Annotated in this window: 21 protein-coding genes and 1 pseudogene; 11 read left to right on the forward strand and 11 right to left on the reverse strand. The window is 39.6% G+C overall.

Annotated features, from left to right (window positions below; translation table 11 throughout):
• Positions 1 to 3: 3 nt before the first annotated feature.
• A complete protein-coding gene (locus AC2D3N_RS22835) occupies positions 4 to 1,068 on the forward strand; it encodes a hypothetical protein (RefSeq protein WP_484692258.1) in 1,065 nt (354 codons plus the stop codon).
• Between the two features lie 96 nt (positions 1,069 to 1,164).
• On the opposite strand, the gene AC2D3N_RS22840 is transcribed toward AC2D3N_RS22835, so the two are convergent.
• Positions 1,165 to 2,961 (reverse strand): DnaJ domain-containing protein, encoded by a 1,797-nt coding sequence (locus AC2D3N_RS22840; RefSeq protein ID WP_484692259.1) that lies wholly within the window; start codon positions 2,959 to 2,961, stop codon positions 1,165 to 1,167.
• A 63-nt stretch (positions 2,962 to 3,024) separates the two neighbouring features.
• Here AC2D3N_RS22840 and hypE point away from each other — a divergent pair, with 63 nt between their 5' ends.
• Both hypE and AC2D3N_RS22850 read left to right on the forward strand, forming a co-directional pair.
• The gene (gene hypE / locus AC2D3N_RS22845; protein WP_484692260.1) at positions 3,025 to 4,071 is read left to right on the forward strand and encodes a hydrogenase expression/formation protein HypE; all 1,047 of its coding nucleotides are present in this window, start codon (positions 3,025 to 3,027) and stop codon (positions 4,069 to 4,071) included.
• Between the two features lie 27 nt (positions 4,072 to 4,098).
• Positions 4,099 to 4,323 carry a type II toxin-antitoxin system HicB family antitoxin gene (locus AC2D3N_RS22850; RefSeq protein ID WP_484692261.1) on the forward strand — a complete coding sequence of 75 codons (225 nt, stop codon included), beginning with the start codon at positions 4,099 to 4,101 and terminating at the stop codon, positions 4,321 to 4,323.
• Positions 4,324 to 4,370: 47 nt separating this feature from the next.
• Here the strand turns inward: AC2D3N_RS22850 and AC2D3N_RS22855 are convergent, their stop codons facing one another.
• Together AC2D3N_RS22855 and AC2D3N_RS22860 are read right to left on the reverse strand one after the other, a co-directional pair.
• A complete protein-coding gene (locus AC2D3N_RS22855) occupies positions 4,371 to 4,850 on the reverse strand; it encodes an NC domain-containing protein (RefSeq protein WP_484692262.1) in 480 nt (159 codons plus the stop codon).
• A gap of 121 nt (positions 4,851 to 4,971) precedes the next feature.
• Positions 4,972 to 6,153: a 5-(carboxyamino)imidazole ribonucleotide synthase gene (locus AC2D3N_RS22860; RefSeq protein ID WP_484692263.1), complete on the reverse strand. Its 1,182-nt coding sequence runs from the start codon at positions 6,151 to 6,153 to the stop codon at positions 4,972 to 4,974.
• Between the two features lie 166 nt (positions 6,154 to 6,319).
• Between AC2D3N_RS22860 and AC2D3N_RS22865 the strand changes: the two genes are divergently transcribed.
• The 6 genes from AC2D3N_RS22865 (at position 6,320) to AC2D3N_RS22890 (ending at position 13,306) form a co-directional block, all read left to right on the forward strand.
• On the forward strand, positions 6,320 to 6,889 hold the full coding sequence (locus tag AC2D3N_RS22865; protein ID WP_079680500.1) for a Uma2 family endonuclease: 570 nt from the start codon (positions 6,320 to 6,322) through the stop codon (positions 6,887 to 6,889).
• A 345-nt stretch (positions 6,890 to 7,234) separates the two neighbouring features.
• The gene (gene cobG / locus AC2D3N_RS22870; protein WP_484692264.1) at positions 7,235 to 8,662 is read left to right on the forward strand and encodes a precorrin-3B synthase; all 1,428 of its coding nucleotides are present in this window, start codon (positions 7,235 to 7,237) and stop codon (positions 8,660 to 8,662) included.
• A gap of 24 nt (positions 8,663 to 8,686) precedes the next feature.
• Positions 8,687 to 9,316 carry a precorrin-8X methylmutase gene (locus tag AC2D3N_RS22875; RefSeq protein ID WP_484692265.1) on the forward strand — a complete coding sequence of 210 codons (630 nt, stop codon included), beginning with the start codon at positions 8,687 to 8,689 and terminating at the stop codon, positions 9,314 to 9,316.
• Positions 9,313 to 10,017 (forward strand): precorrin-2 C(20)-methyltransferase, encoded by a 705-nt coding sequence (gene cobI, locus AC2D3N_RS22880; RefSeq protein WP_484692266.1) that lies wholly within the window; start codon positions 9,313 to 9,315, stop codon positions 10,015 to 10,017. Before AC2D3N_RS22875 ends, cobI begins: the two co-directional genes overlap by 4 nt.
• Entirely contained in the window at positions 10,014 to 11,501 is a 1,488-nt protein-coding gene (gene cobJ / locus AC2D3N_RS22885; protein WP_484692267.1) for a precorrin-3B C(17)-methyltransferase, read from the forward strand. The genes cobI and cobJ overlap by 4 nt, the downstream gene beginning before the upstream one ends.
• A 92-nt stretch (positions 11,502 to 11,593) precedes the next feature.
• Positions 11,594 to 13,306: an EAL domain-containing protein gene (locus AC2D3N_RS22890; RefSeq protein ID WP_484692268.1), complete on the forward strand. Its 1,713-nt coding sequence runs from the start codon at positions 11,594 to 11,596 to the stop codon at positions 13,304 to 13,306.
• Here AC2D3N_RS22890 and AC2D3N_RS22895 read toward each other — a convergent pair.
• A pseudogene (locus tag AC2D3N_RS22895) lies at positions 13,303 to 13,903 on the reverse strand (chorismate lyase). The gene AC2D3N_RS22890 and the pseudogene AC2D3N_RS22895 sit on opposite strands and share 4 nt — an antisense overlap.
• Positions 13,904 to 13,996: 93 nt before the next feature.
• On the opposite strand from AC2D3N_RS22895, the gene rnhA reads away from it, so the two are divergent.
• Positions 13,997 to 14,485 (forward strand): ribonuclease HI, encoded by a 489-nt coding sequence (gene rnhA, locus AC2D3N_RS22900; protein ID WP_079680507.1) that lies wholly within the window; start codon positions 13,997 to 13,999, stop codon positions 14,483 to 14,485.
• Position 14,486: 1 nt separating this feature from the next.
• Here rnhA and AC2D3N_RS22905 read toward each other — a convergent pair whose 3' ends face one another.
• The gene (locus AC2D3N_RS22905) at positions 14,487 to 14,879 is read right to left on the reverse strand and encodes a type II toxin-antitoxin system VapC family toxin (protein WP_079680508.1); all 393 of its coding nucleotides are present in this window, start codon (positions 14,877 to 14,879) and stop codon (positions 14,487 to 14,489) included.
• Entirely contained in the window at positions 14,876 to 15,091 is a 216-nt protein-coding gene (locus AC2D3N_RS22910) for a hypothetical protein (protein ID WP_484692269.1), read from the reverse strand. Before AC2D3N_RS22910 ends, AC2D3N_RS22905 begins: the two co-directional genes overlap by 4 nt.
• Before the next feature lie 110 nt (positions 15,092 to 15,201).
• On the opposite strand from AC2D3N_RS22910, the gene AC2D3N_RS22915 reads away from it, so the two are divergent.
• Complete coding sequence (locus AC2D3N_RS22915) at positions 15,202 to 15,732, forward strand: Uma2 family endonuclease (protein WP_484692270.1); 531 nt, start codon at positions 15,202 to 15,204, stop codon at positions 15,730 to 15,732.
• Positions 15,733 to 15,843: 111 nt separating this feature from the next.
• Here AC2D3N_RS22915 and AC2D3N_RS22920 read toward each other — a convergent pair whose 3' ends face one another.
• The 5 genes from AC2D3N_RS22920 to atpA form a co-directional block, all read right to left on the reverse strand.
• Positions 15,844 to 16,545: a Uma2 family endonuclease gene (locus AC2D3N_RS22920; protein ID WP_484692271.1), complete on the reverse strand. Its 702-nt coding sequence runs from the start codon at positions 16,543 to 16,545 to the stop codon at positions 15,844 to 15,846.
• A gap of 211 nt (positions 16,546 to 16,756) precedes the next feature.
• Entirely contained in the window at positions 16,757 to 16,957 is a 201-nt protein-coding gene (locus AC2D3N_RS22925) for a hypothetical protein (RefSeq protein WP_484692272.1), read from the reverse strand.
• Entirely contained in the window at positions 16,947 to 17,171 is a 225-nt protein-coding gene (locus tag AC2D3N_RS22930; RefSeq protein ID WP_484692273.1) for an addiction module protein, read from the reverse strand. Before AC2D3N_RS22930 ends, AC2D3N_RS22925 begins: the two co-directional genes overlap by 11 nt.
• A 325-nt stretch (positions 17,172 to 17,496) precedes the next feature.
• Positions 17,497 to 18,447 carry a F0F1 ATP synthase subunit gamma gene (locus tag AC2D3N_RS22935; protein ID WP_079680514.1) on the reverse strand — a complete coding sequence of 317 codons (951 nt, stop codon included), beginning with the start codon at positions 18,445 to 18,447 and terminating at the stop codon, positions 17,497 to 17,499.
• 281 nt (positions 18,448 to 18,728) lie between these two features.
• Positions 18,729 to 20,246, reverse strand: a complete 1,518-nt coding sequence (gene atpA, locus AC2D3N_RS22940; RefSeq protein WP_079678048.1) for a F0F1 ATP synthase subunit alpha — start codon at positions 20,244 to 20,246, stop codon at positions 18,729 to 18,731.
• Positions 20,247 to 20,280 lie beyond the last annotated feature (34 nt).

Below are 20,280 nucleotides of genomic sequence, written 5' to 3' on the forward strand. Positions count from 1 at the left end.
AATATGACAGAAAATTGGTTTTCTTCTGAAAAAAGGAATCTTCTTTTAACAGAAAAATATTTTAGCGGTTCACATAATTATTTTTTTGAAGTCAAAGAAGCAAAAAATGGTTCTAAGTATATTATTATCAATCAACGAAAAAAGGTAGAAAATGAATTTGTTAGTACGAAAATGCGTATTTTTGAAAATGAAATGCTTGAATTTCAAAGAATTTTGAATAAGCTAATTGATTTTTCCTTAAATGACACTTCTGTTACTAAAACTGATAACAATTATCATAATAATCAAATAGAATCTAATTTATCGCAAAATAATCTAATTTTTTTAGAAGAAAAATATTTTAGCAGTTCCCATTACTATTTTTTTGAGGTGAAGGAATCAAAAAATGGTACTAAATATATTGTAATAGATCAAAGAAAAAAGTTAGAGAATGAATTTATTAGCACCAAAATCCGTATTTTCACGGATGAAATGCTTGAATTTCAGAGAGTTATGAATAAGTTAATTGCTTTTACTTTAAAAAATAATTTTATTCCTAATAAAATTTCAGACATTAACAAGGATAACCCGAATCAAAAAATACAATTAGATTCAGATTTATCACCGAGATTTTTTGATAAAATTATCACAACAAATAACTGGAAACAATTTGAAGAATATGCTTATTATTTACTAAAGTTATTGGGAATAGAGACAGTATATAATTTTGGGGGAGAAAGACAAGCAGGAAAAGCTGATGGTTTTTTCAAAATTGGAAATTTAGCAGTTATTTATGATTGTACTCTTGATTTCCAGAATATAGAAAACAGTAAAAGTGAACAAATAAATAATTATTGTAATAAACTGAAGCAAGGTAGTATTGAATTATCTGGAAGAACAACAGAAGAATTTTATAATCATCATAAACAAGTTTGGATTATTACCAGAGGAACAACTAGACAGATTAAATTAGTTAATTCAATTGAAGTCAAAGAAGTAGCTATTAACGATATTATGTATCTTTATCAAGAGCGATTGAAAAGCAACATGAATAATCAATCACTCGAAATAAAATTGCGAAATATCTAAATTATGTTGTAATAGTACACAACTAACTTTATTCAAAAATTATAATTATTCTTGTTTTTTTGATTTAGTTACTAATCTTTATATTTGTTAAATTGATCATTTTATTGATTGCGATCGCACCTGTTGATTCCATTCATTTAAAAAAGTCTCATAGGCGTGATTAATTCTTTGCATAACAGCGATCGCTTCTGATTTAACGTTATAATCAGGATGATATTGTTTTGCTAATTGATAATAAGCTTGTTTGACTTGATTCGGTGTTGCCTTGGGATTTACCCCTAATACTTGCCACCAATTTTGATAACATTCAGATGCAATTAATTCCGGTAAACTCAATTGTTGATACCAGAGTTGTAAAATACCCTTTTTGCTTCCACTAACTAATCGTTGACCATCGGGACTAAAGGCAACGGGAGAACCACCGGAGAGCGTTTGCAATAATTCTCCTGTTTTCCAATTCCATAATTTAACCGTTTGATCGACACTTCCACTCGCTAAAATTTGACTATTGGGACTCAAATCTATAGAAAAAATAGCGGCAGAATGTCCAGTTAATGTCCGAATTAATTGCTGATTTTTCCAATCCCAGACTTTAATTGTATTGTCTGCACTTGCACTAATTAAAGTTTGATCATCAGGAGTGAATAAAACCGAAGTCACCCAGTTAGAATGTCCGGTTAAAACCATAGGATTTTGATAGGTTTTAAGATCCCAAATTCTAATGGTTTGATCAGCACTACCACTAGCTACAAATTGACTCTTAGAACAGATAGCTACAGACCAAACTCCATCAGTATGTCCGTTCAAAATTCGTTTAGATTGTCCGGTTTTAAAATACCAAAGTCTAACGGTTTTATCGCTACTTCCACTGATTAAAATTTGATTGTCGGGACTAAATACAAGGGACGTAATAATTCCCATATTTTTTTCAGGAAAATTCAGATCTAATAAAGTTCGATTCAGTTGTCGAGTCTGAAAATTCCAGAGGGTAATTCGACCATTAACACTCCCCGTGGCAACTATTTCTGAATTAGGACTAATGGCAACAGAATACATCTCATAGGGCATAAACCAAGTATATTTTTTCTTAATTGTATTAACGTCCCAAATGTGAATATTGCGATCATCACTAGCACTAATCAAAGTTTGACCATCAGGACTAAAAGCCACCGCATGAATTGAATCTTGATGTCCGGCTAAACGTTGTGTTTCTGTCCACATTAAATCCGGTGAATGGGGACAAATAACAAGATTGTGACTTTCAATCTTAGGTTTTTCTGGTTTTTTTTGAGCAGATGATTTCTGGGGATCTTGAATATTTTGTTTAAGCTGTTTCAATTCTTCATCTATTTCTAAATCATTGAATTTTTGTTTTAATATTTCTTCTTGAAATTCAGGAATAAGTTCTAATAACGCGGCGGTATAAAATTCCTGATCTAAAATCCGTTCTTCCATCCGGTCAAAGGCTTGAAACGCTGTTTCTGGGCTTCCGCCAGCATCAATTAATTGGGCAATTCCATATAATCCTAAGCCAACAATTCCGCCAAAAACCCCTAATGTTCCCATACCAATTCCGACGCCTGTTCCGGCAAAACCTAACCCCATTCCTCCCACAACCGAAGAAATTCCTATCCCAGAAATTGCCCCTAATCCTACTGCACCCCAAGCAATAGCATCCCCTTGATTAATAGCTCTAAATGCTCCATAAGTTGCAGCCCCCGCCACCGCCCCCACACCCATTAAGGGCATCATTCCTAACCCAATTCCCCCAAAACTTCCTACCAGTCCGACACCACCAATTGTGCTATAAATTCCGGCCCCAGTCGCTCCACCGACAGTAATAAATGTTGTACCAGTAGTTAAGTTTTGAGAGAAATTATAATAACTTTTCATGATTTTTTGAAGTTCCGTAAATTTCATTATAGAATTGATAGTAATTCTATCAATAACCTCTCCATGACCTCTAATCCAGATTTTAGTTTAACTTGTCCCATTCCTCTGCAACAATATCCTCATATTTTACTCGCTCATGGGGGAGGTGGTAAACTTATGCGGCAATTAATTGACAAAATGTTTTTACCTACTTTTGGGAGTTCTAATCAAGTGGAACATGATGCAGCTACTCTACAATTAAACGGAAATAAAATAGCATTTACAACGGATTCCTATGTGGTGAATCCCCTATTTTTTCCAGGGGGAGATATTGGTTCAATGGCGATTTATGGAACCGTTAATGATTTGGCAATGGCGGGGGCTCGTCCTTTATATTTAAGTGTGGGTTTTATTTTAGAAGAAGGTTTACCAATTCAAACTTTATGGGAAATTATTCTATCGATGAAACAAGCTGCCGAAAAAGCTCAGGTTAAAATTGTTACTGGAGATACTAAAGTTGTTGATAAAGGCAAAGGAGATGGGATTTTTATTAATACATCGGGAATTGGAATCATTGAACATAATTTAACGATTAATCCCCTATCCGTTCAAGCTGGAGATGCTGTTATTATTAATGGAGATTTGGGGCGACATGGGATTGCAATTATGGCGGTGCGGGAAGGATTAGAGTTTGAAACAACAATAGAAAGTGATTCTGCACCTGTGGCGGATGTAGTTTTAGAGTTATTAGAGGCGGGAATAGAAATTCACTGTTTACGAGATTTAACCCGGGGCGGTTTAGCCAGTACCTTAAATGAAATTGCTACTGCTGCTAAAGTTGAAATTGCAATTCAAGAAACGGCTATTAATGTATTAGAAGAAGTTAGAGGAGCCTGTGAAATTTTAGGATTTGACCCCCTTTATGTTGCTAATGAAGGGCGGTTTACGGTGTTTGTTCCTGAGAAAGATATTGAAAAAACCTTATCAATTTTACGGGCAAAAATTCCAGAAGCGAGTTTAATTGGTTGCGTTAAAACGACTTCAAATCCTTTAGTTACTATGGAAAGTACAATCGGAGCAAAACGGATTATTGATATGTTGAGTGGAGAACAGTTACCTCGGATTTGTTAGGGAGTTAATTACTAAGGAGACAGAAGAATGAAATACACAATTATTATTCAATGGTCTGAGGAAGATCAATGTTTTGTGGTATTTTTACCTGAATTTGAGGATATTATGCAACCTTGTACCCATGGAAATTCCTATCAAGATGCTGTTAATAATGCAGAGGAGGTTATTGAATTATTAATTGAGAGTTATCAAGCAGAGGGTAAACCTTTACCCCATCAAAAAAATATAGGGAATTTTTGCCAAGTTGTTTAACTTTGTAGGATACTCCCTTGCAGCCCACGCACCTAATAATACTTTATCTACAATTCACCCGCATCTCGTTTTCGCCAAAATTCATCACGCTGTTTTTGCTGTTGTTTCAGTTTTTCTTTTCTAGCACTTTTTAAATCTTCATTTAACTTGTTAGTAATAGCCTGCTTTAACTGATAACTTTCATAACTGCGAACGGTTAAAACAGGTTGAACTAAAGAAACGGCTAAAGCTCCAATAGCAGTATGAATTTTGTCTTGAATTTGTCCTGAATATTGTTTACCTGTAATCACATACCAAGCAAACATTTCACAATTATTCCGATGAATATTATACTCTCCAAATCTTTGAGGATATTCTAAAATCCGTTGTTCTTGTTCAGGGGTTAATTCGGCTGCTTTGCCTTTATATTCAACGCCATTAGGCCCCCAACCGATTGAATTTTCAAAGGTTCCATCGGAAGAAATAAAATAATGTTTAGCAATTCCTAATGATGACTCAATAGGAATAGAATAGATTGAGTTTGCCATTTTTAATTAGTGACAATATTCCTTTGAATTAATAATATATTACTAAAAAAAAGCTGTGAATTGTTTTTTTGTTATAATTAGTAATAATTGGGGTTTGGTGCGTGGGCGGGACTTCTACATTCTAAGAATACCAAATAGATTCAATATTAGAGGCGATCGCATTTGCTTCTTGTTCTATGTTTTGACCATTTTCTGTGTGAATTAACGCCGTTACATGACCTAGTTTTCGACCTGGGCGAGATGTGTTTTTACCATACCAACGAATGAAGGAATTAGGAATTTCTGCGATCTTTTGACGCTTTTCTAAATACTCACTATTAGCGGTTTCAAACCCTAATAAATTCACCATGATCGCCCCACTACATTTTAAAGCGGTATTGCCTAACGGTAAACCACTCACCGCCCTTAAATGTTGTTTAAATTGGGAAGTTTCACAAGCATCTAAACTAAAATGACCGGAATTATGGGTGCGGGGGGCGATTTCATTAACTAATATTTTACCTTCGGATGTTAAGAATAATTCTATCCCAAATACACCAATAACTTGTAAACTATTAAGTAGGGTTGTTGCGATCGCTTCTGCTTGTTCGGCTATAGTTTTATTAATATTAGCTGGAGCAATAACCCGATGACAAACTTGATTTTTCTGCACTGTTTCAACTATGGGATAAACTGCCACATCTCCCGCAACTGAACGGGCTGCAATCACCGCTAATTCCCGTTCAAAAGGAACAAATTTCTGTAATAACATGGGAGGATAATTGAATTTTGCCCAAGTTTTCGATAATTCCTCGGCATTTTTAATAATAAAAGTTCCCTGGCCATCGTAGCCATAACGACAGGCTTTTAAAACCACCGGATAACCCAAATTATGATCAATTACTTTACCATTTTCGGGGTTTAAAAGTTGAAATTCGGGAACGGGTAAACCGATTTTTTCTAAATAACTGAGTTGATCATATTTATCTAATAATAAAGATAAAGCTGATAAACGAGGACGAAAACAAACCCCCTGTTCCGCAAGTTTAGATAGGGCGTTTAAATCCACAAATTCATTTTCAAAAGTAATGACATCACAATGAGTTGCTAATTTTGCCGTGGCTGTGGCATCATCAATTTTGGCTAAAATAGTTTCCGTGGCAAAAGGTACGGCGGGGTCGTCAGTTTGGGGGGTTTGAACAAATAAAGAAACCCCTAAAGATGAGGCTTCTATTCCCATCATCCAAGCCAGTTGTCCCCCTCCAATTACGCCAATTTTGGTCAGGGTTTGAGGTTGAATTGTGGAAGTAGATAGGGTGTTCATTTTTTAGCAATAGTTTCAACTTTACTTATTTTAACTGAATATAGCAATATTTATATTGAGCGTGATATTAATATAAAATTGAGTTACATTGAAGGTGAAATGCGCTCCTGCTTCAAGTGTATTTTCGGTAAGATCAGTTATAACAATCTCCTGGGACTTCTGCACCATGCCTGAAATGACCGTCAAAGACCTAGAGCGGATCGAGTCCGTCTTGTGTGAAGCTGGTTTGGACTATCAAATTGAACTGGAACAGGGTAATATCACCATTATGGGGCCATCAGATATAGTCGCCAGTGAAGTCTCCTTAGAATTTGCTCGTCAACTCAGTAATTGGGTGAAACCTCGTGGTTTGGGTCGTGTTTTTGACTCAGCAGGTGGGTTCATTTTACCAAATAGTGACCTAAAAGCACCGGATGTTACTTTTGTATTGCGCGATCGCTTGCTCAGAAGTGTGAGATATTTTGCGACCCTAGTTCCCGATTTAGTCGTTGAAGTCAAATCTCAAAGCGATCGTCTAAAAAAACTGCGAGATAAAATTAAAGTTTATATCCAACAGGGTGTTAAAGTTGCAATTCTGATTGACCCCGATACCTGTCAACTGGAAATTTACCGACCAGATCAGCCTGTAATTATATTAAGAAATGGTGATATTTTAACTGTTAGCGAACTGCTACCTGGATGGGAATTAATAGTTGCAGAAATCTGGCCTCCGGTATTTGATGAAGAGGATGTGTAATTAATTTTGTTTAGGTACTTATCTTAATTGGGTGCAGACACAGATGATACAGCGAGATTCCCCGATTAGGGTGAGGAGACCTCGCCCCTACATTTTTTTAACGCAGAGTGTCAACTGTGGTATAATTCCCTAGCTTGTTGTTGGGAAAGTCCGGTGAGATTCCGTTACTGTGCCGCAACTGTAATCAAGGAAAAAATAATTGAATTTTACTTTTTCAGCTTTTCCCTTGCGAGTCAGAATGCCAATTTCAAGCGGTTTAAGATTGGATAGAAACACGGTTTTAAACGAATAGAAAAAAAACCAGTTTCTAACTCATTCTCTGCGTTGCATGGAGAAAAAACAACTGTGAATTGGTTAGTTAAAACAAAAGTTTGTCCGGGGTTATTTTATGGGACTCCCGCCCAAGATGGGTTTTTAATTCGCATCCGCACTCCTGGGGGATGGCTGAATACTCAACAGGGGAAATTGATCGCCCAACTACTCCAAGAGTGGGGAAGTGAAACCCTACAAGTTACAAATCGAGGGAATTTGCAAATTCGGGCGGTACAAACTTCCCCGAGTTTAGACGTATTTCAAACCTTACAAAACCTGGGGTTAGCCGCTTTTGATCCTCGGATCGATCACCTGCGGAATATTATGGCTAGTCCCACCGCCGGAATTGATCCTCAAGAATTAATTGATACTCGTCCATGGGTTGAAAAATTAGATAATTTTATTCAGAATCATCCCTCAATTCTTGAACTAAGTCCTAAATTTAGTATAGGCATTGATGGCGGGGGAAAAGTAGGAATTGGAACCCGCTCACCCATAGTTTGGGAACACCGTTATAACGAAATTCAACTCTCAGCAGTTGCTGTTGATTCTATCCATTTAACCTCTGATATTTACTTCCAGTTAGCCCTCGGAGGCGATAAAACTTTATATCCTACTTCAGTTTTTATTAAACCAGAAAACTGTTTAGTCGTAGTAGAATCTTTGGTTAATGTTTATATCGATTATGTGCGGAAAAATCCATCTCCAACCGGGAAAAAACCTCGGATGAAACACTTACTCAAAGATTGGGGATTGGAAAAATATATTCAATTGGTTAAGGCTGAGTTAGAGTATCCCTTAACTCTAATTTCTGACGCAGAAAATACAGTTTTAAAAAATTTAAATTCCTTACCCTCCCAACCCTATGCCCATTTAGGAATTCATCCCCAAAAACAAGCCGAATTATCCTATTTAGGCTTATCCTTAAAATTAGGAAAATTGAGTGCAGATCAACTCTTGGAATTAGTAGAAATCTCGGAAACCTTTGGGAGTGGTCAGTTACGCTTAACCCCTTGGCAGACTATTTTAATTCCCGATATTCCCGATCAAAAAATACCGGAATTATTCCCCAAACTCGCCCCATTCGGATTATCAAATTCTTTAGTCGATGCGGCAATTGTTGCTTGCGCGGGAAAACCCGGGTGTGCGGCAGCGGCAACGGAAACCCAAATCCATGCTTTAATATTAGGAGATTATCTCAAGGAACAGTTAACGCTGAATTCCCCTGTGAATATTCATTTATCCGGTTGTGATAAATTATGCGCCCAACCGAGTCCGGCAGAAATTACACTTTTAGGAACAACAATTGAACAAAATGGCAAAAAAGTTGAGGGATATCAAGTTTATATTGGCAAGGGTCAAGACTCGTTAAACCATCAAGTTTGTGAGGGAAAACTGGTTGATATTCTTCCATTAATTAAGAAAGTTTGTATTGATCTCAATAAAACCCAACCAGAATAATTTTTTAAACATCAAATAATTAATATGTTAGATTACCTGCGAAATGGTGACGATATCTATAGAAAATCCTTTGCGATGATTCGCGCTGAAACTCCCTTAGAAAATCTATCGGAGGATTTAGCTCATGTAGCCGTGCGTTTGATTCATTCCTGTGGAATGACCGATATTGTTAAGGATTTAGAAGCCTCATCCGATGCGGTAAAAATCGGACGGGATGCCCTTACAAATGGTGCTAAAATTCTCTGTGATTCTCAGATGGTTGCTAATGGGATTACCCGCAAGAGATTACCTCAAAATAATCAGATTATTTGTACCCTGAATCACCCAGAGGTTCCCGAAATAGCCCATCGAATTAATAATACCAGATCGGCCGCGGCTTTGGAATTATGGAAACCGGATTTAGCCGGGGCTGTCATTGCCATTGGTAATGCCCCCACCGCCCTATTTCGCTTACTGGAATTACTGGATTTAGGAATAGCAAAACCCGCCCTAATTTTGGGTTTTCCCGTGGGGTTTGTGGGGGCAGAAGAATCAAAAGCCGAATTAGCCGCCAATAGTCGCGGTGTTCCCTTTATCACCCTACACGGGAGGCGGGGGGGAAGTGCGATCGCCGCCGCCGCAGTCAACGCCTTAGCAAAGGAAAACGAATTATGAGCCCATTAGGACGACTTTATGGATTGGGTATTGGCCCGGGAGATCCCGAATTACTCACCCTCAAAGCCCACCGCATTCTAACCACTGTCCCGGTCATTGCCTATCCGACCCTAGAAAATGGCAAGGTTTTGGCCCGGGCGATCGTAGCTGATTTTATTCGCCCCGATCAAATTGAAATTCCCATGCCCCTCCCCTTTAGTGTGGAGCGCAGTTCCCAACCCTATTATGATATCGCAGCCGACAAGATTGCCGAACAGTTGAGTCTGGGGCGAGATGTGGCGGTGCTCTGTGTGGGCGATCCCATGCTGTATGGCAGTTTTATGTATATCTTTAATCGCCTCGCGGGGCGGTTTGCCATTGAAGTTGTCCCCGGAATTTCTTCGGTGATGGCCAGTGCCGCCATGTTGGGCGTGCCGATCACCTATCGCAATGATGTTTTTAGCATTATGCCCGGCACATTGGAGGCGGAAATATTGCGCGATCGCCTTTCCAAAGTTGACGCTGCTGCTATTATTAAATTAGGCCGACATTTTGCGAAAGTTCGGGATATTTTGCAGGAATTAGGATTATTAAATCGCGCCCTTTATATCGAAAGAGCGACTTTACCGAATCAAAAAATTATTCCGATTACTGAAGTTGATCCCGAAGCCGTTACCTATTGGTCATTAATTTTAGTTCCGAGTACCACCCAACCCCAATGAAACCACCCGCTATTATTATTCTAACAGAAACCAGTATAAAAGTTGCTCGGGAAATTCAACGGGTACTCGGTTCATCCATGATTTATGGTTTAATTCATCGGACTCAATCGGCGGATTTAACCTATACAAATTTTGGGGAAACGGTGCGAGAATTATTCCAAACCGGAACACCGATAATTGGAGTTTGTGCGGCGGGAATTTTAATTCGGACAATTGCTCCTTTATTGATGAATAAAAATACCGAACCTGCGGTTTTAGCGATCGCGGAAGATGGTAGTGCTGTTGTGCCTTTATTGGGGGGTTTACAAGGAGTTAATGATTTAGCCCGTCAAATTGCCTCAGCCCTGCAAATTTCCCCGGCAATTACCACCAGTGGCGAGATTAGATTTAAAACTACATTATTATCTCCCCCTGCGGGTTATCAATTAGTTAATCCCGATGATGCTAAAACTTTTATTGCTGATTTGTTGGCGGGTGAAACAGTAAAATTAATCGGTGCAGCCGACTGGTTAGAAAAGAGTCAGTTACCCTTTGCCACCGATGGGAAATTAACTATTGAGATTCGAGATTATAATAGTTTGGCATTAGCAAAACCGAGTTTAAATTGTTTGGTTTATCTGTTGGATCAGGGAAAATCAACGGAGGAGAAAAAGGATTTCTACCGAACTACCCTAGGGGAAGAAAGCCCGATTTCCCCGCCAGAAACCGGGCTAAATCAGGGGAAATTAGCGATCGTGGGAACGGGGCCGGGTGCAGTTCGTTGGATGTCTCCAGAGGTGCGAGAGGTGCTGGAAACCGCAACGGATTGGGTGGGTTATAAAACCTATTTAGATTTAGTAGAATTTCTGCGGAAACCGGAAATTATTCGCCATGAATCGGATAATCGGGTGGAATTAGATCGGGCGGAAACAGCTTTAGATTTAGCGACTCAAGGGCGGTCGGTGGTGGTAGTTTCTTCCGGTGATCCGGGGATTTATGCCATGGCATCGGCGGTGTTTGAAGTATTAGAAAAAAAGGCAAAACCGGCATGGGAAACCGTGGAGATTCAGGTCTGTCCTGGGATTTCGGCGATGCAAGCGGCGGCGGCGAGTGTGGGCGCGCCCTTGGGACATGATTTTTGTGCAATTTCGTTATCCGATATTCTTAAATCTTGGGAAACCATTGCTAGGCGAATTGAGTTAGCGGCAGAGGCGGATTTAGCGATCGCATTTTATAACCCAGTTTCTCAGGATCGGACTTGGCAACTTTCCCAGGCAAAAGAGATTTTATTAAAGTGGCGATCGCCCCAAACCCCGATTATTTTAGCGCGTAATTTAGGTCGAAAAGGGCAAACCGTGACGATCAAATTCCTAGAACAATTGACCGTTGAAGATGCCGATATGCGGACAGTTATTTTAATCGGATCAAGTAAAACTCGGATGATTCAGCAAGGAGATAAAAAGCCATGGGTTTATACCCCGCGTCACTATAGCAATCCGATTTGATGGGTGTCCCAAATTTCTGATCAATAGGGAATGGGCAATAAATAATAGGATTAATCCTGAGCTCAAATTCAAAAAATTACATGAGTTTTACCATGCTAGATGAAATCATTAATCTTCAAAATGCAATTATTCCTATTTGTGCGATCGTAACACCGGATACGCCTCTGTTGGAAGCATTAATGATCATGAATCAAACCCATACAAAACAGTGCTTAATCCCCGAATTACCCCATCCGACTGAAAATTTAACTTTTTATTCTCAGCCTCCCGGATGTCTATTGGTGATGGAAGATGAAGAATTAGTGGGCATTTTAACCGAAAGAGATACGGTAAAACTAGCCGTTCAAGCTGAAAATTTATCTCAAATAACGGTTAAACAGATTATGACAAAACCCGTAATTACCTTAAACCGTGAAGAATTTACGGATGTATTTGTGGTTCATAATATGATGCGTCGTTTTCAAATTCGTCACTTACCGATTCTGAATGAACAGAAACAAGTTTTAGGGTTAATCACATTAAGCAGCTTGCGACAGGTTTTAAATCATCACCATTTTTTGAGGTTTCGCCAAGTTTCAGAAGTGATGACTCGTCAGGTTATTACAGTTGATCCCTTAACTTCTATTCGTGAGATTGCGACAATTTTAGCTCAATATAATATTAGTTGTATTGTGGTTGTGGTTGAACAAGAAGGCACATTCTACCCCGTCGGAATTGTCACCGAACGAGATATTTTACAACTGCAAGCCTTGGAACTTAATTTACAAAATCTCACCGCCGAAGCGGTGATGAGTTCTCCTATATTTTCAATTCAATCTACAGAATCTCTATCAACAGCACAACAAATTTTACAAAAACATAAAATCCGCAGATTAGTAGTTGTCAATGAACGGGGAGAATTACAAGGAATTATCACCGAGAGTAATTTAGTTCAGGTTTTAGATCCTTTGGAACTCTATGGGATTTTAGAAATATTAGAACGAAAAGTCAATCAATTAGAAGAATCTCGAATTTCATTGCTCAAAAAACAAGATTTTGAACTCGCTCAAGCCCTAGAAAATCAGGAGTTCAGTCTTTACTATCAACCTCAAATAGATTTAAAAACCGAGGAAATTGTTGGTGCAGAAGCATTAATTCGGTGGATATCTCCTGAAAAGGGGAATATTTCGCCGATTGAATTTATCCCGATTGCTGAAAATACAGGTTTGATTGTGCCTTTAGGGAAATGGGTATTAAAAACTGCTTGCACCCAAGCGGTTGCTTGGAAACAGGTGGGACTTGCAGCCATGGAAATTGCGGTTAATATTTCGGCTCAACAGCTTGAAGATGAGAACTTCGTATCCGATGTGATATCAATATTAACACAAACAGGTTTAGAACCCCAGCGATTAAAATTAGAATTAACCGAAAGTGTGCTAGTTCATAATATTAATTTAACCTTAGAAAAATTTAAACAGTTACAGGAATTGGGCATCGAAATTGCCATTGATGATTTTGGCACGGGTTATGCTTCTTTAAGTTATATTCAAAACTTTTTATTTGATATTTTAAAAATTGATCGCTGTTTTATTAAAGATATTACGCAAAATAATAAAAATTCAGCGATTGTTTCTGCGATTATTCGACTAGCCCGTCAACTGAATTTTAAAGTCATTGCTGAAGGGGTAGAAACGGAGTTAGAACGAGAGTTTTTAACTCAACAAGGTTGTGATTTTATTCAAGGGTATTTGATTAGTCCTCCTCTGCCCTTTGAACAATTCTGTGATTTTTATTTCCGCTATTCTGAGAAAATTAAGCAGAATTAAACCTCTCCAGTTTCTCCTAAATATCGGGTTAAATAGGGAGAAAAAACTTCATAAATCAGGGTTAAGGGTTTGCCATGATGCCAGAATAAATAATGACGTCCCCAAAACGGCCCGGATTCTCCAAAGGCTAATTCTAAGGCTTTGCTATCCCCATAATAAATTCCCTGCACGTCCCGATAAAGTTCCGTTCGCAACCGTGCTAAACTCGCCCAGATGGGCAAAGATCGGTTTTGTAAATATTCATCAACGTGACTGGCTTCCCACCAAGAGGTGGCGTAGGCTAACCGTTGTCCCGATGCGGTTCTTAACCAGACTTGACGGCGGACACGGGGGCCAGGAACCGCTAAAATCTGTTCTGGGGCGTTATCCGTGCTCAAACCAATGGCTGACATATCAATCACATCAACCTCTGTGGGTTCCCCCGTCAAAAGTTGCAGATGTCGAGTCGGAGAAACCATCCCCCAACATTAGAATTTGCCAAGGGGGAGAAAGTTGACTATGGGGTAGTCCTTGTTTCACAATGGCTTCATCCCCCTGCCATCGACACTTAAGACGATGCCAAGCTGTGGGTTGAGTAACGGGTTCTAGTCTTCTAATACTGGCGGTCAAGGCTCTTTACAAAACTTAATGTATATTTATTGTTTATGATAGCGCCACAATGGTCATCTGTCGGGTTTTAGGGATTAGTTTATGAATGACGGTTTAAAAGAGGTGACAATTTATACCGATGGAGCCTGTAGTGGCAATCCCGGGCCAGGAGGATATGGCGTGGTCTTAATGTCTGGCCCTCACCGCAAGGAATTATCGGGAGGATATCAACTCACCACTAATAATCGCATGGAATTAATCGCGGCTATTGTCGGATTAGAAGCCTTGAAATTTACCTGTGCGGTTAATTTATATACGGATTCTCGCTATATAGTTGATGCGATGAATAAAGGATGGGCGAAGAAATGGCAGAAAAATAATTGGAAACGCAGTCAAAAAGAATCGGCTAAAAATCCTGATTTGTGGGAAAGATTACTCACTATATCAGAACAACATCAAGTGCAATTTTTTTGGGTGAAAGGTCATTCGGGAGATGAAGAAAATGAATGTTGCGATCGCTTGGCAGTAAAGGCTTATCAACAACCGGATTTACTCCCGGATTTAGGTTATGAAAAGGCTGTTGATGAGTAGATCAAGGCTGGTTTTCGACATAAGGATAAGCCAAAATTTTACTATCCATTGTCACTAAAGGACAATCATAAACCCTGGCACTGGCAACGATAATCTGATCTGCTGGGTCTCGATGAAAATTACCCGGAAGTTGAGTAGATTCTACACAAATTCTAGGCGTTAGATTTAGAAGACTTATTCCGGGATAAATTAGTGCCTGATCCAGCCATTCATCCACAGGACAAGGTAGCATTAACCGACTTCGTTCAACCAACTTCGCAATCTCCCAACAGGAAATTATACTGATACCTAAGCCTTGAAATTCTTGCTCTTGGATATACTGCTTATAATCCTGTGGGAGTTGAGAATTGTCATGCACCCACCACACCCAAATATGGGTATCTAGTAAAATCATTGTATAACTTCCCAATCCTCTTGAGCTACGGGTTCCATCGGCTCAATATACTCCACAGTCATTCCGCGCAAAGCATATTTTTTTTGTTCAGATCCCTTCCCCTGTCGAGACAGAATAATAATTTCTACCTCCTCACCCGAATCAAAGGGTAAATTTTCTAAGGTTAGTGTTTTATTATCTGTGATTGTTGCTTCAATACGATGTGCCAGCATGATGTATATTCTCACATAATATGTTGAGTAAAACTAAGATCTGATCACATTATATCCTCAAAATTTTATATAATAATATTTGTCAGTCCTGCAAAGGCGAATCAATGAATATGGCGATCGCAACTGAAACCTTTTCCCTAGAAGACTTTATCGCAAATCCTCCCGATCATCAAGAGTGGGTGGATGGACAATTGGTGGAGAAAATCGGAATGACCATTAAACATAGTCGGATTCAATGTCGGTTAGGTCGTTACTGGGGTAATTATGCGATTGAATCAGGACAAGGAGGAGATGCTTACACGGAACTTCCCTGTCGCACATTAAAACAAGGGCGACGTCCTGATGTTTCCTATCTCACACCGGAATTACTAACAGAATTTGGGGAATTTCCCACCTTACCCCAAAGTCCCCCCCTTCTAGCTGAAATTGCATCTCCGAGTGATGCGGCGGAAGATTTATTTGCTAAAGCCAGTGAATATTTAGAGTCCGGTTGTCGGGAGGTTTGGTTAGTATTTCCTGAGAATCATCGCATTTTAATTATTACTGAAAATCAAACCTGGGCGTTTAAATCCGGTGATATTATTAATACACAAATTATTTTATTAGGATTTAGTCTTGAAATCAATCAATTATTCGGTTAACTTTCGTAGTAAGCCCTTCAGGGCTGAATCTGTAATTTATTAACCTAAATTATTTCAATAAAAATTAAAAAGTTGGGTTATTCTATCCGTCAACCCAACTTAAAAACGGGTTTAAAGTTGTTCAGGATCAATTCCTAATTCTCGGAGTTTAGCTGCTAACTTATCAGCACGTTGCTGTAAAGTTTCTCGTTGTTTTCGTTCTTGAAAAACCACTTCTTCAGAAGTTAAAACCAGTTCACCTCCAGAATTAAAAAATCGCAATTTATTCTCAAAAACTCCTAAAAATAGTTCTAACTGTTGACTCCATAACCACCCGTTTTCATTCGGTGAAATCGGTTGATATTGACCCTCAACAATATGAAACCCAGCAAATTCCAAGGAATTAGGATCAAACCAAAAATAATCAGGAGTACGGAAAACATCCTGATAGATTTCTTTTTTCAGTCCTCTATCCGTATCCGCCGTTGTTTTTGATAACATTTCAATAATCACATTCGGATATTTGCCATCTTCTTCCCAAACTACCCAACTATTACGCGGTTTACGTTCTGTTCCCAGGACTACAAAAAAATCTGGCCCGCGAAATTCCTCTGATTTTTTTTGACGCTGACTATAATAAATAGTCAGATTTCCAATAGCATAGAAATCATCTCGATTTTGCCATAACCATTCTAAAGAGTTCAATAAAAGTAGAATTTGGCGGAGATGGAGTTCGCTTTCCAAAGGTGGCTCCTGACTTAATAAATCACTGGGCGGAAATTGCACTTCATCGAGAAGTGTTGGCGTTTGAATTTGGGCTTCAACAATAGACATGATTGCATCTCCGTTAGGAGGATTGTTTTTTATTATAGTTGAAAAAAATAGCGATGGCTTATAATTATTTTAATCTCAAATTACCCTAAGATCGAGATATTCCTCAATTAGATAATGCTGAAAAATTTGCTAGACAAGCGATAGAACTTCAGCCATCAAGTCATCATCCTTATACTTTAATGGGTGCAATTTGTTTTGATCGTTATGATCGTTATGAAGGAGAAAAATGGTTTGAAAAAGCGATATTATAAATAATAGGGTAAGCCAAAGGATTTTGTTGAATCGAAGTTAAATTTTTATCTACAACTCTAATAAACTCAGATCCCAGTTGACTAATTTGTGATTCATACCACTGATAAGCCTCATCTAAATCTAATTCAGCCTCCTCTGAAATTTTAATTTTATATGTCATTTTTAATAATTCTTTGCTTAACTACTTCCCAAGATTCACCTTGATTTTCAATATTTTGATAGGATGCTAAACGCCGATCTAATTCTTGTTTCTGAGATTGAGTTAAAGGAATTTGATCCGCATTAATAACAATACTATCCCAAATATCTTCTATTAATTTAATCTTTTTGGGAATAGTTAGGGGTAAAATTTGTTCAGACAAGAGACTATTCATAAATTAAACTATGTAACTTGATAATCTTACCTTAGCTTAACTGATTTTTATCATTTTGTGTCATTTTTAATGATTGGAGATCGCTCTTGGGAGTTGGGGTGCGATCTTCGCAGCTTACCGTAGGTATCGCTCTTTTGGGTGTAGGGTAGTTGATGGTGCGTGTTGATGTGCGATGCCGCTATCACCCTCCGTCGAACTCACGTTAATTTTATCCTATAAATCAGGGTCAGAAACCCGGTTTCTTGGAGTTGTGCGTAAGTCTAAAAAAAATAAGGTGAGTTACAAATTTCGTAAACCCACCTAAAAATCAATATTGAATCAAAGATTAACCCTTCAAAGCTTCTGCACCACCAACAACTTCCAGAAGTTCCTGGGTAATGGAAGCCTGACGAGCTTTGTTGTAGGATAAAGTCAGAGATTTAATTAAATCTCCAGCATTTTCACTGGCATTACTCATCGCCGTCATCCGGGCGGCTAACTCACTGGCAATAGATTCTTGCCAAGCGCGTAACAATTGGTTAGTTAAAAACAAAGGTAATAACGCATCCAAAATCTGAGCCGGATCTTGTTCAAAAATCATATCTCTGGGTAAATCCGTCAGAGTATTTTTGACTTTCTCCCGTGTGACTTCAAATTGACCATTTTTAGTCGTCAAACGGAAAATCTCATCATCTTGAGGTTCCAACCCTTGAGGATCAAGGGGTAACAGGGTTTGAATCACCGGACGAGAAGCAATTAACGAAACAAATTTCGTATAAATTAACTCAATCCGATCCAATTCCCCGGATAAAAATAAATCCAGAAGATTGTCCGCAGAATCCCGAACTCTATCTAAGGCTGGATTTTTTTCAGGATTTTCTACCGTTGCGCGGATAGGAGTATCCCGTCTTTGGAAATATTGAATCGCTTTGCGTCCTACCAACAAATAGGTGCATTCAACACCCTCGGCTTCTAACTCTTTAGCGCGAGTTTCAGCCCGTTTAATCACGCTACTATTATAAGTACCGCACAAGCCCCGATTACCAGCAATCACCAATAATCCGACCTTTTTGACTTCCCGTTGTTTGAGTAGCGGTAAATCTGCTTCTTCAAATTTCAAACGGGATTGTAACCCATAAAGAATTCCGGCTAATCGATCGGCAAAAGGGCGGGAGGCCAAGACTTGTTCCTGGGCACGACGCACTTTGGCTGAAGCAACTAGACGCATTGCTTCTGTGATTTTTTTGGTATTTTTAACCGAATCAATGCGATCACGGATCGCTTTTAAATTTGACATAGTTTTGTCTATAGCAGGGAACGGGTAACAGAGAACAGGTTTCACCAGTCAAGGTTGGCTGCATCAGTCTTTATCAAACACTTTTGGGCGCGACTGCTATAGCAATCCGTGTAGGATTTGTGATAAAAACCTGTAGGGGTTTGGTCTCCAAACCCTCTTTGCGCCTGGGTTTGGAGACCAAACCCCTACAACAAAATGTTACAACCCCTACACGGATTGCTATACATCACCCAGCAACAGTGAATAGTATCTTAATTATTACACTGATAACTGATAACTGATTAAGCTGAGACTAAGAAGGTTTGTTTGAATTCGTTGATCCCCTCTTTCAGCAGACCTTCAGCTTCATCATCAAGGACTTTTTTGCCTTGAACAATTTCCACATATTTGGGCTTGCTATTTTTCAGATATTCCCGCAGTCCAATGGCAAAAGCCACGATTTTTTCCACGGGGATCTCATCAAGGTAACCATTAATTCCCGCGTAAATCACCGCCACCTGTTCAAACAATTGCAGGGGAGAATTTTGGGACTGTTTTAACAGTTCTTGCAGACGTTTGCCCCGTTCCAATTGGTTACGGGTGGCTTGGTCTAAATCAGAGGCAAACTGAGAAAATGCAGCTAATTCAGCATACTGAGCCAACTCCAATTTCACTTTCCCTGCCACTTTCTTCATGGCTTTGGTTTGAGCCGCCGAACCCACCCGGGATACGGAAATCCCCGCGTTCACCGCCGGACGTAAACCGGAGTTAAACAAGTCAGAGGAGAGGAAGATCTGACCATCGGTAATCGAAATTACGTTAGTCGGAATGTAGGCCGAAACGTCACCCGCTTGGGTTTCAATGATCGGTAATGCCGTCATACTGCCGCTACCGAGTTCGTCGTTCAGTTTCGCCGCCCGCTCTAATAACCGAGAGTGGAGATAGAACACATCCCCAGGATAGGCTTCCCGTCCGGGAGGACGACGGAGTAGCAGGGACATTTGACGGTAGGCCTGGGCCTGTTTCGATAAGTCATCATAGATGACCAGGGTGTGTTTGCCCTTGTACATGAAATACTCGGCGATCGTTGCCCCTGTATAGGGAGCCAGGTATTGCAGGGTTGCGGATTCACTAGCACTCGCAGCCACAACGACGGTATAGGCCATCGCGCCTTTTTCTTCTAGGGTTGCCACCACCTGAGACACCGTAGAGGCTTTCTGACCAATAGCAACATAGACGCAGATCACGTCTTCGCCCTGTTGGTTGATGATGGTGTCAATGGCGATGGAGGTTTTTCCAGTTTGACGGTCACCAATAATTAATTCCCGTTGACCCCGACCAATGGGGATCATGGAGTCAATGGCGGTAATCCCCGTTTGCATGGGTTCGCACACGGAACGACGGGAGATAATCCCAGGAGCAGTAGATTCTAATAGGCGGGTTTCCGAGCTTTTAATATCGCCTTTACCATCAATGGGGCGGGCTAAAGCATCGACAACCCGGCCTAACATGGCGTCCCCAACGGGGATCTGAGCAATTCTTCCGGTGGCGGTGACGGCGGAACCCTCTTGAATTTCCCGACCTTCACCCATTAACACCGCACCAACGTTATCTTCTTCCAGGTTGAGGGCAATACCGATAGTACCGTCGGCAAATTCTAACAGTTCACCGGACATGGCTTTATCTAGGCCATAAATCCGGGCGATACCGTCACCCACTTGTAGAACAGTTCCGACGTTGGTTTCTTTAACGTCTTGGTCGTACTGTTCAATTTGTTGCTGAATAATACTGCTAATTTCGTCAGGTCTGATCGCTACCATTGTTCTTGTCAGTAGTTAGGGGTTATAAGTTAAA

Source organism: Planktothrix sp. PLAVEN19ND, assembly GCF_057220675.1.

Excerpts from the sequence above, each read along its gene's own strand:
- AC2D3N_RS22860 (WP_484692263.1), bottom strand. The coding sequence starts at position 6,153 with ATGAACACCCTATCTACTTCCACAATTCAACCTCAAACCCTGACCAAA.
- AC2D3N_RS22915 (WP_484692270.1), top strand. The coding sequence starts at position 15,202 with ATGGCGATCGCAACTGAAACCTTTTCCCTAGAAGACTTTATCGCAAAT.
- AC2D3N_RS22850 (WP_484692261.1), top strand. The coding sequence starts at position 4,099 with ATGAAATACACAATTATTATTCAATGGTCTGAGGAAGATCAATGTTTT.
- cobJ (WP_484692267.1), top strand. The coding sequence starts at position 10,014 with ATGAAACCACCCGCTATTATTATTCTAACAGAAACCAGTATAAAAGTT.
- cobI (WP_484692266.1), top strand. The coding sequence starts at position 9,313 with ATGAGCCCATTAGGACGACTTTATGGATTGGGTATTGGCCCGGGAGAT.
- AC2D3N_RS22935 (WP_079680514.1), bottom strand. The coding sequence starts at position 18,447 with ATGTCAAATTTAAAAGCGATCCGTGATCGCATTGATTCGGTTAAAAAT.
- AC2D3N_RS22865 (WP_079680500.1), top strand. The coding sequence starts at position 6,320 with ATGCCTGAAATGACCGTCAAAGACCTAGAGCGGATCGAGTCCGTCTTG.
- rnhA (WP_079680507.1), top strand. The coding sequence starts at position 13,997 with ATGAATGACGGTTTAAAAGAGGTGACAATTTATACCGATGGAGCCTGT.
- AC2D3N_RS22910 (WP_484692269.1), bottom strand. The coding sequence starts at position 15,091 with ATGCTGGCACATCGTATTGAAGCAACAATCACAGATAATAAAACACTA.
- hypE (WP_484692260.1), top strand. The coding sequence starts at position 3,025 with ATGACCTCTAATCCAGATTTTAGTTTAACTTGTCCCATTCCTCTGCAA.
- AC2D3N_RS22905 (WP_079680508.1), bottom strand. The coding sequence starts at position 14,879 with ATGATTTTACTAGATACCCATATTTGGGTGTGGTGGGTGCATGACAAT.
- AC2D3N_RS22925 (WP_484692272.1), bottom strand. The coding sequence starts at position 16,957 with ATGACATATAAAATTAAAATTTCAGAGGAGGCTGAATTAGATTTAGAT.
- AC2D3N_RS22920 (WP_484692271.1), bottom strand. The coding sequence starts at position 16,545 with ATGTCTATTGTTGAAGCCCAAATTCAAACGCCAACACTTCTCGATGAA.
- AC2D3N_RS22890 (WP_484692268.1), top strand. The coding sequence starts at position 11,594 with ATGCTAGATGAAATCATTAATCTTCAAAATGCAATTATTCCTATTTGT.
- AC2D3N_RS22840 (WP_484692259.1), bottom strand. The coding sequence starts at position 2,961 with ATGAAAAGTTATTATAATTTCTCTCAAAACTTAACTACTGGTACAACA.
- atpA (WP_079678048.1), bottom strand. The coding sequence starts at position 20,246 with ATGGTAGCGATCAGACCTGACGAAATTAGCAGTATTATTCAGCAACAA.
- AC2D3N_RS22835 (WP_484692258.1), top strand. The coding sequence starts at position 4 with ATGACAGAAAATTGGTTTTCTTCTGAAAAAAGGAATCTTCTTTTAACA.
- AC2D3N_RS22930 (WP_484692273.1), bottom strand. The coding sequence starts at position 17,171 with ATGAATAGTCTCTTGTCTGAACAAATTTTACCCCTAACTATTCCCAAA.
- AC2D3N_RS22855 (WP_484692262.1), bottom strand. The coding sequence starts at position 4,850 with ATGGCAAACTCAATCTATTCTATTCCTATTGAGTCATCATTAGGAATT.
- AC2D3N_RS22875 (WP_484692265.1), top strand. The coding sequence starts at position 8,687 with ATGTTAGATTACCTGCGAAATGGTGACGATATCTATAGAAAATCCTTT.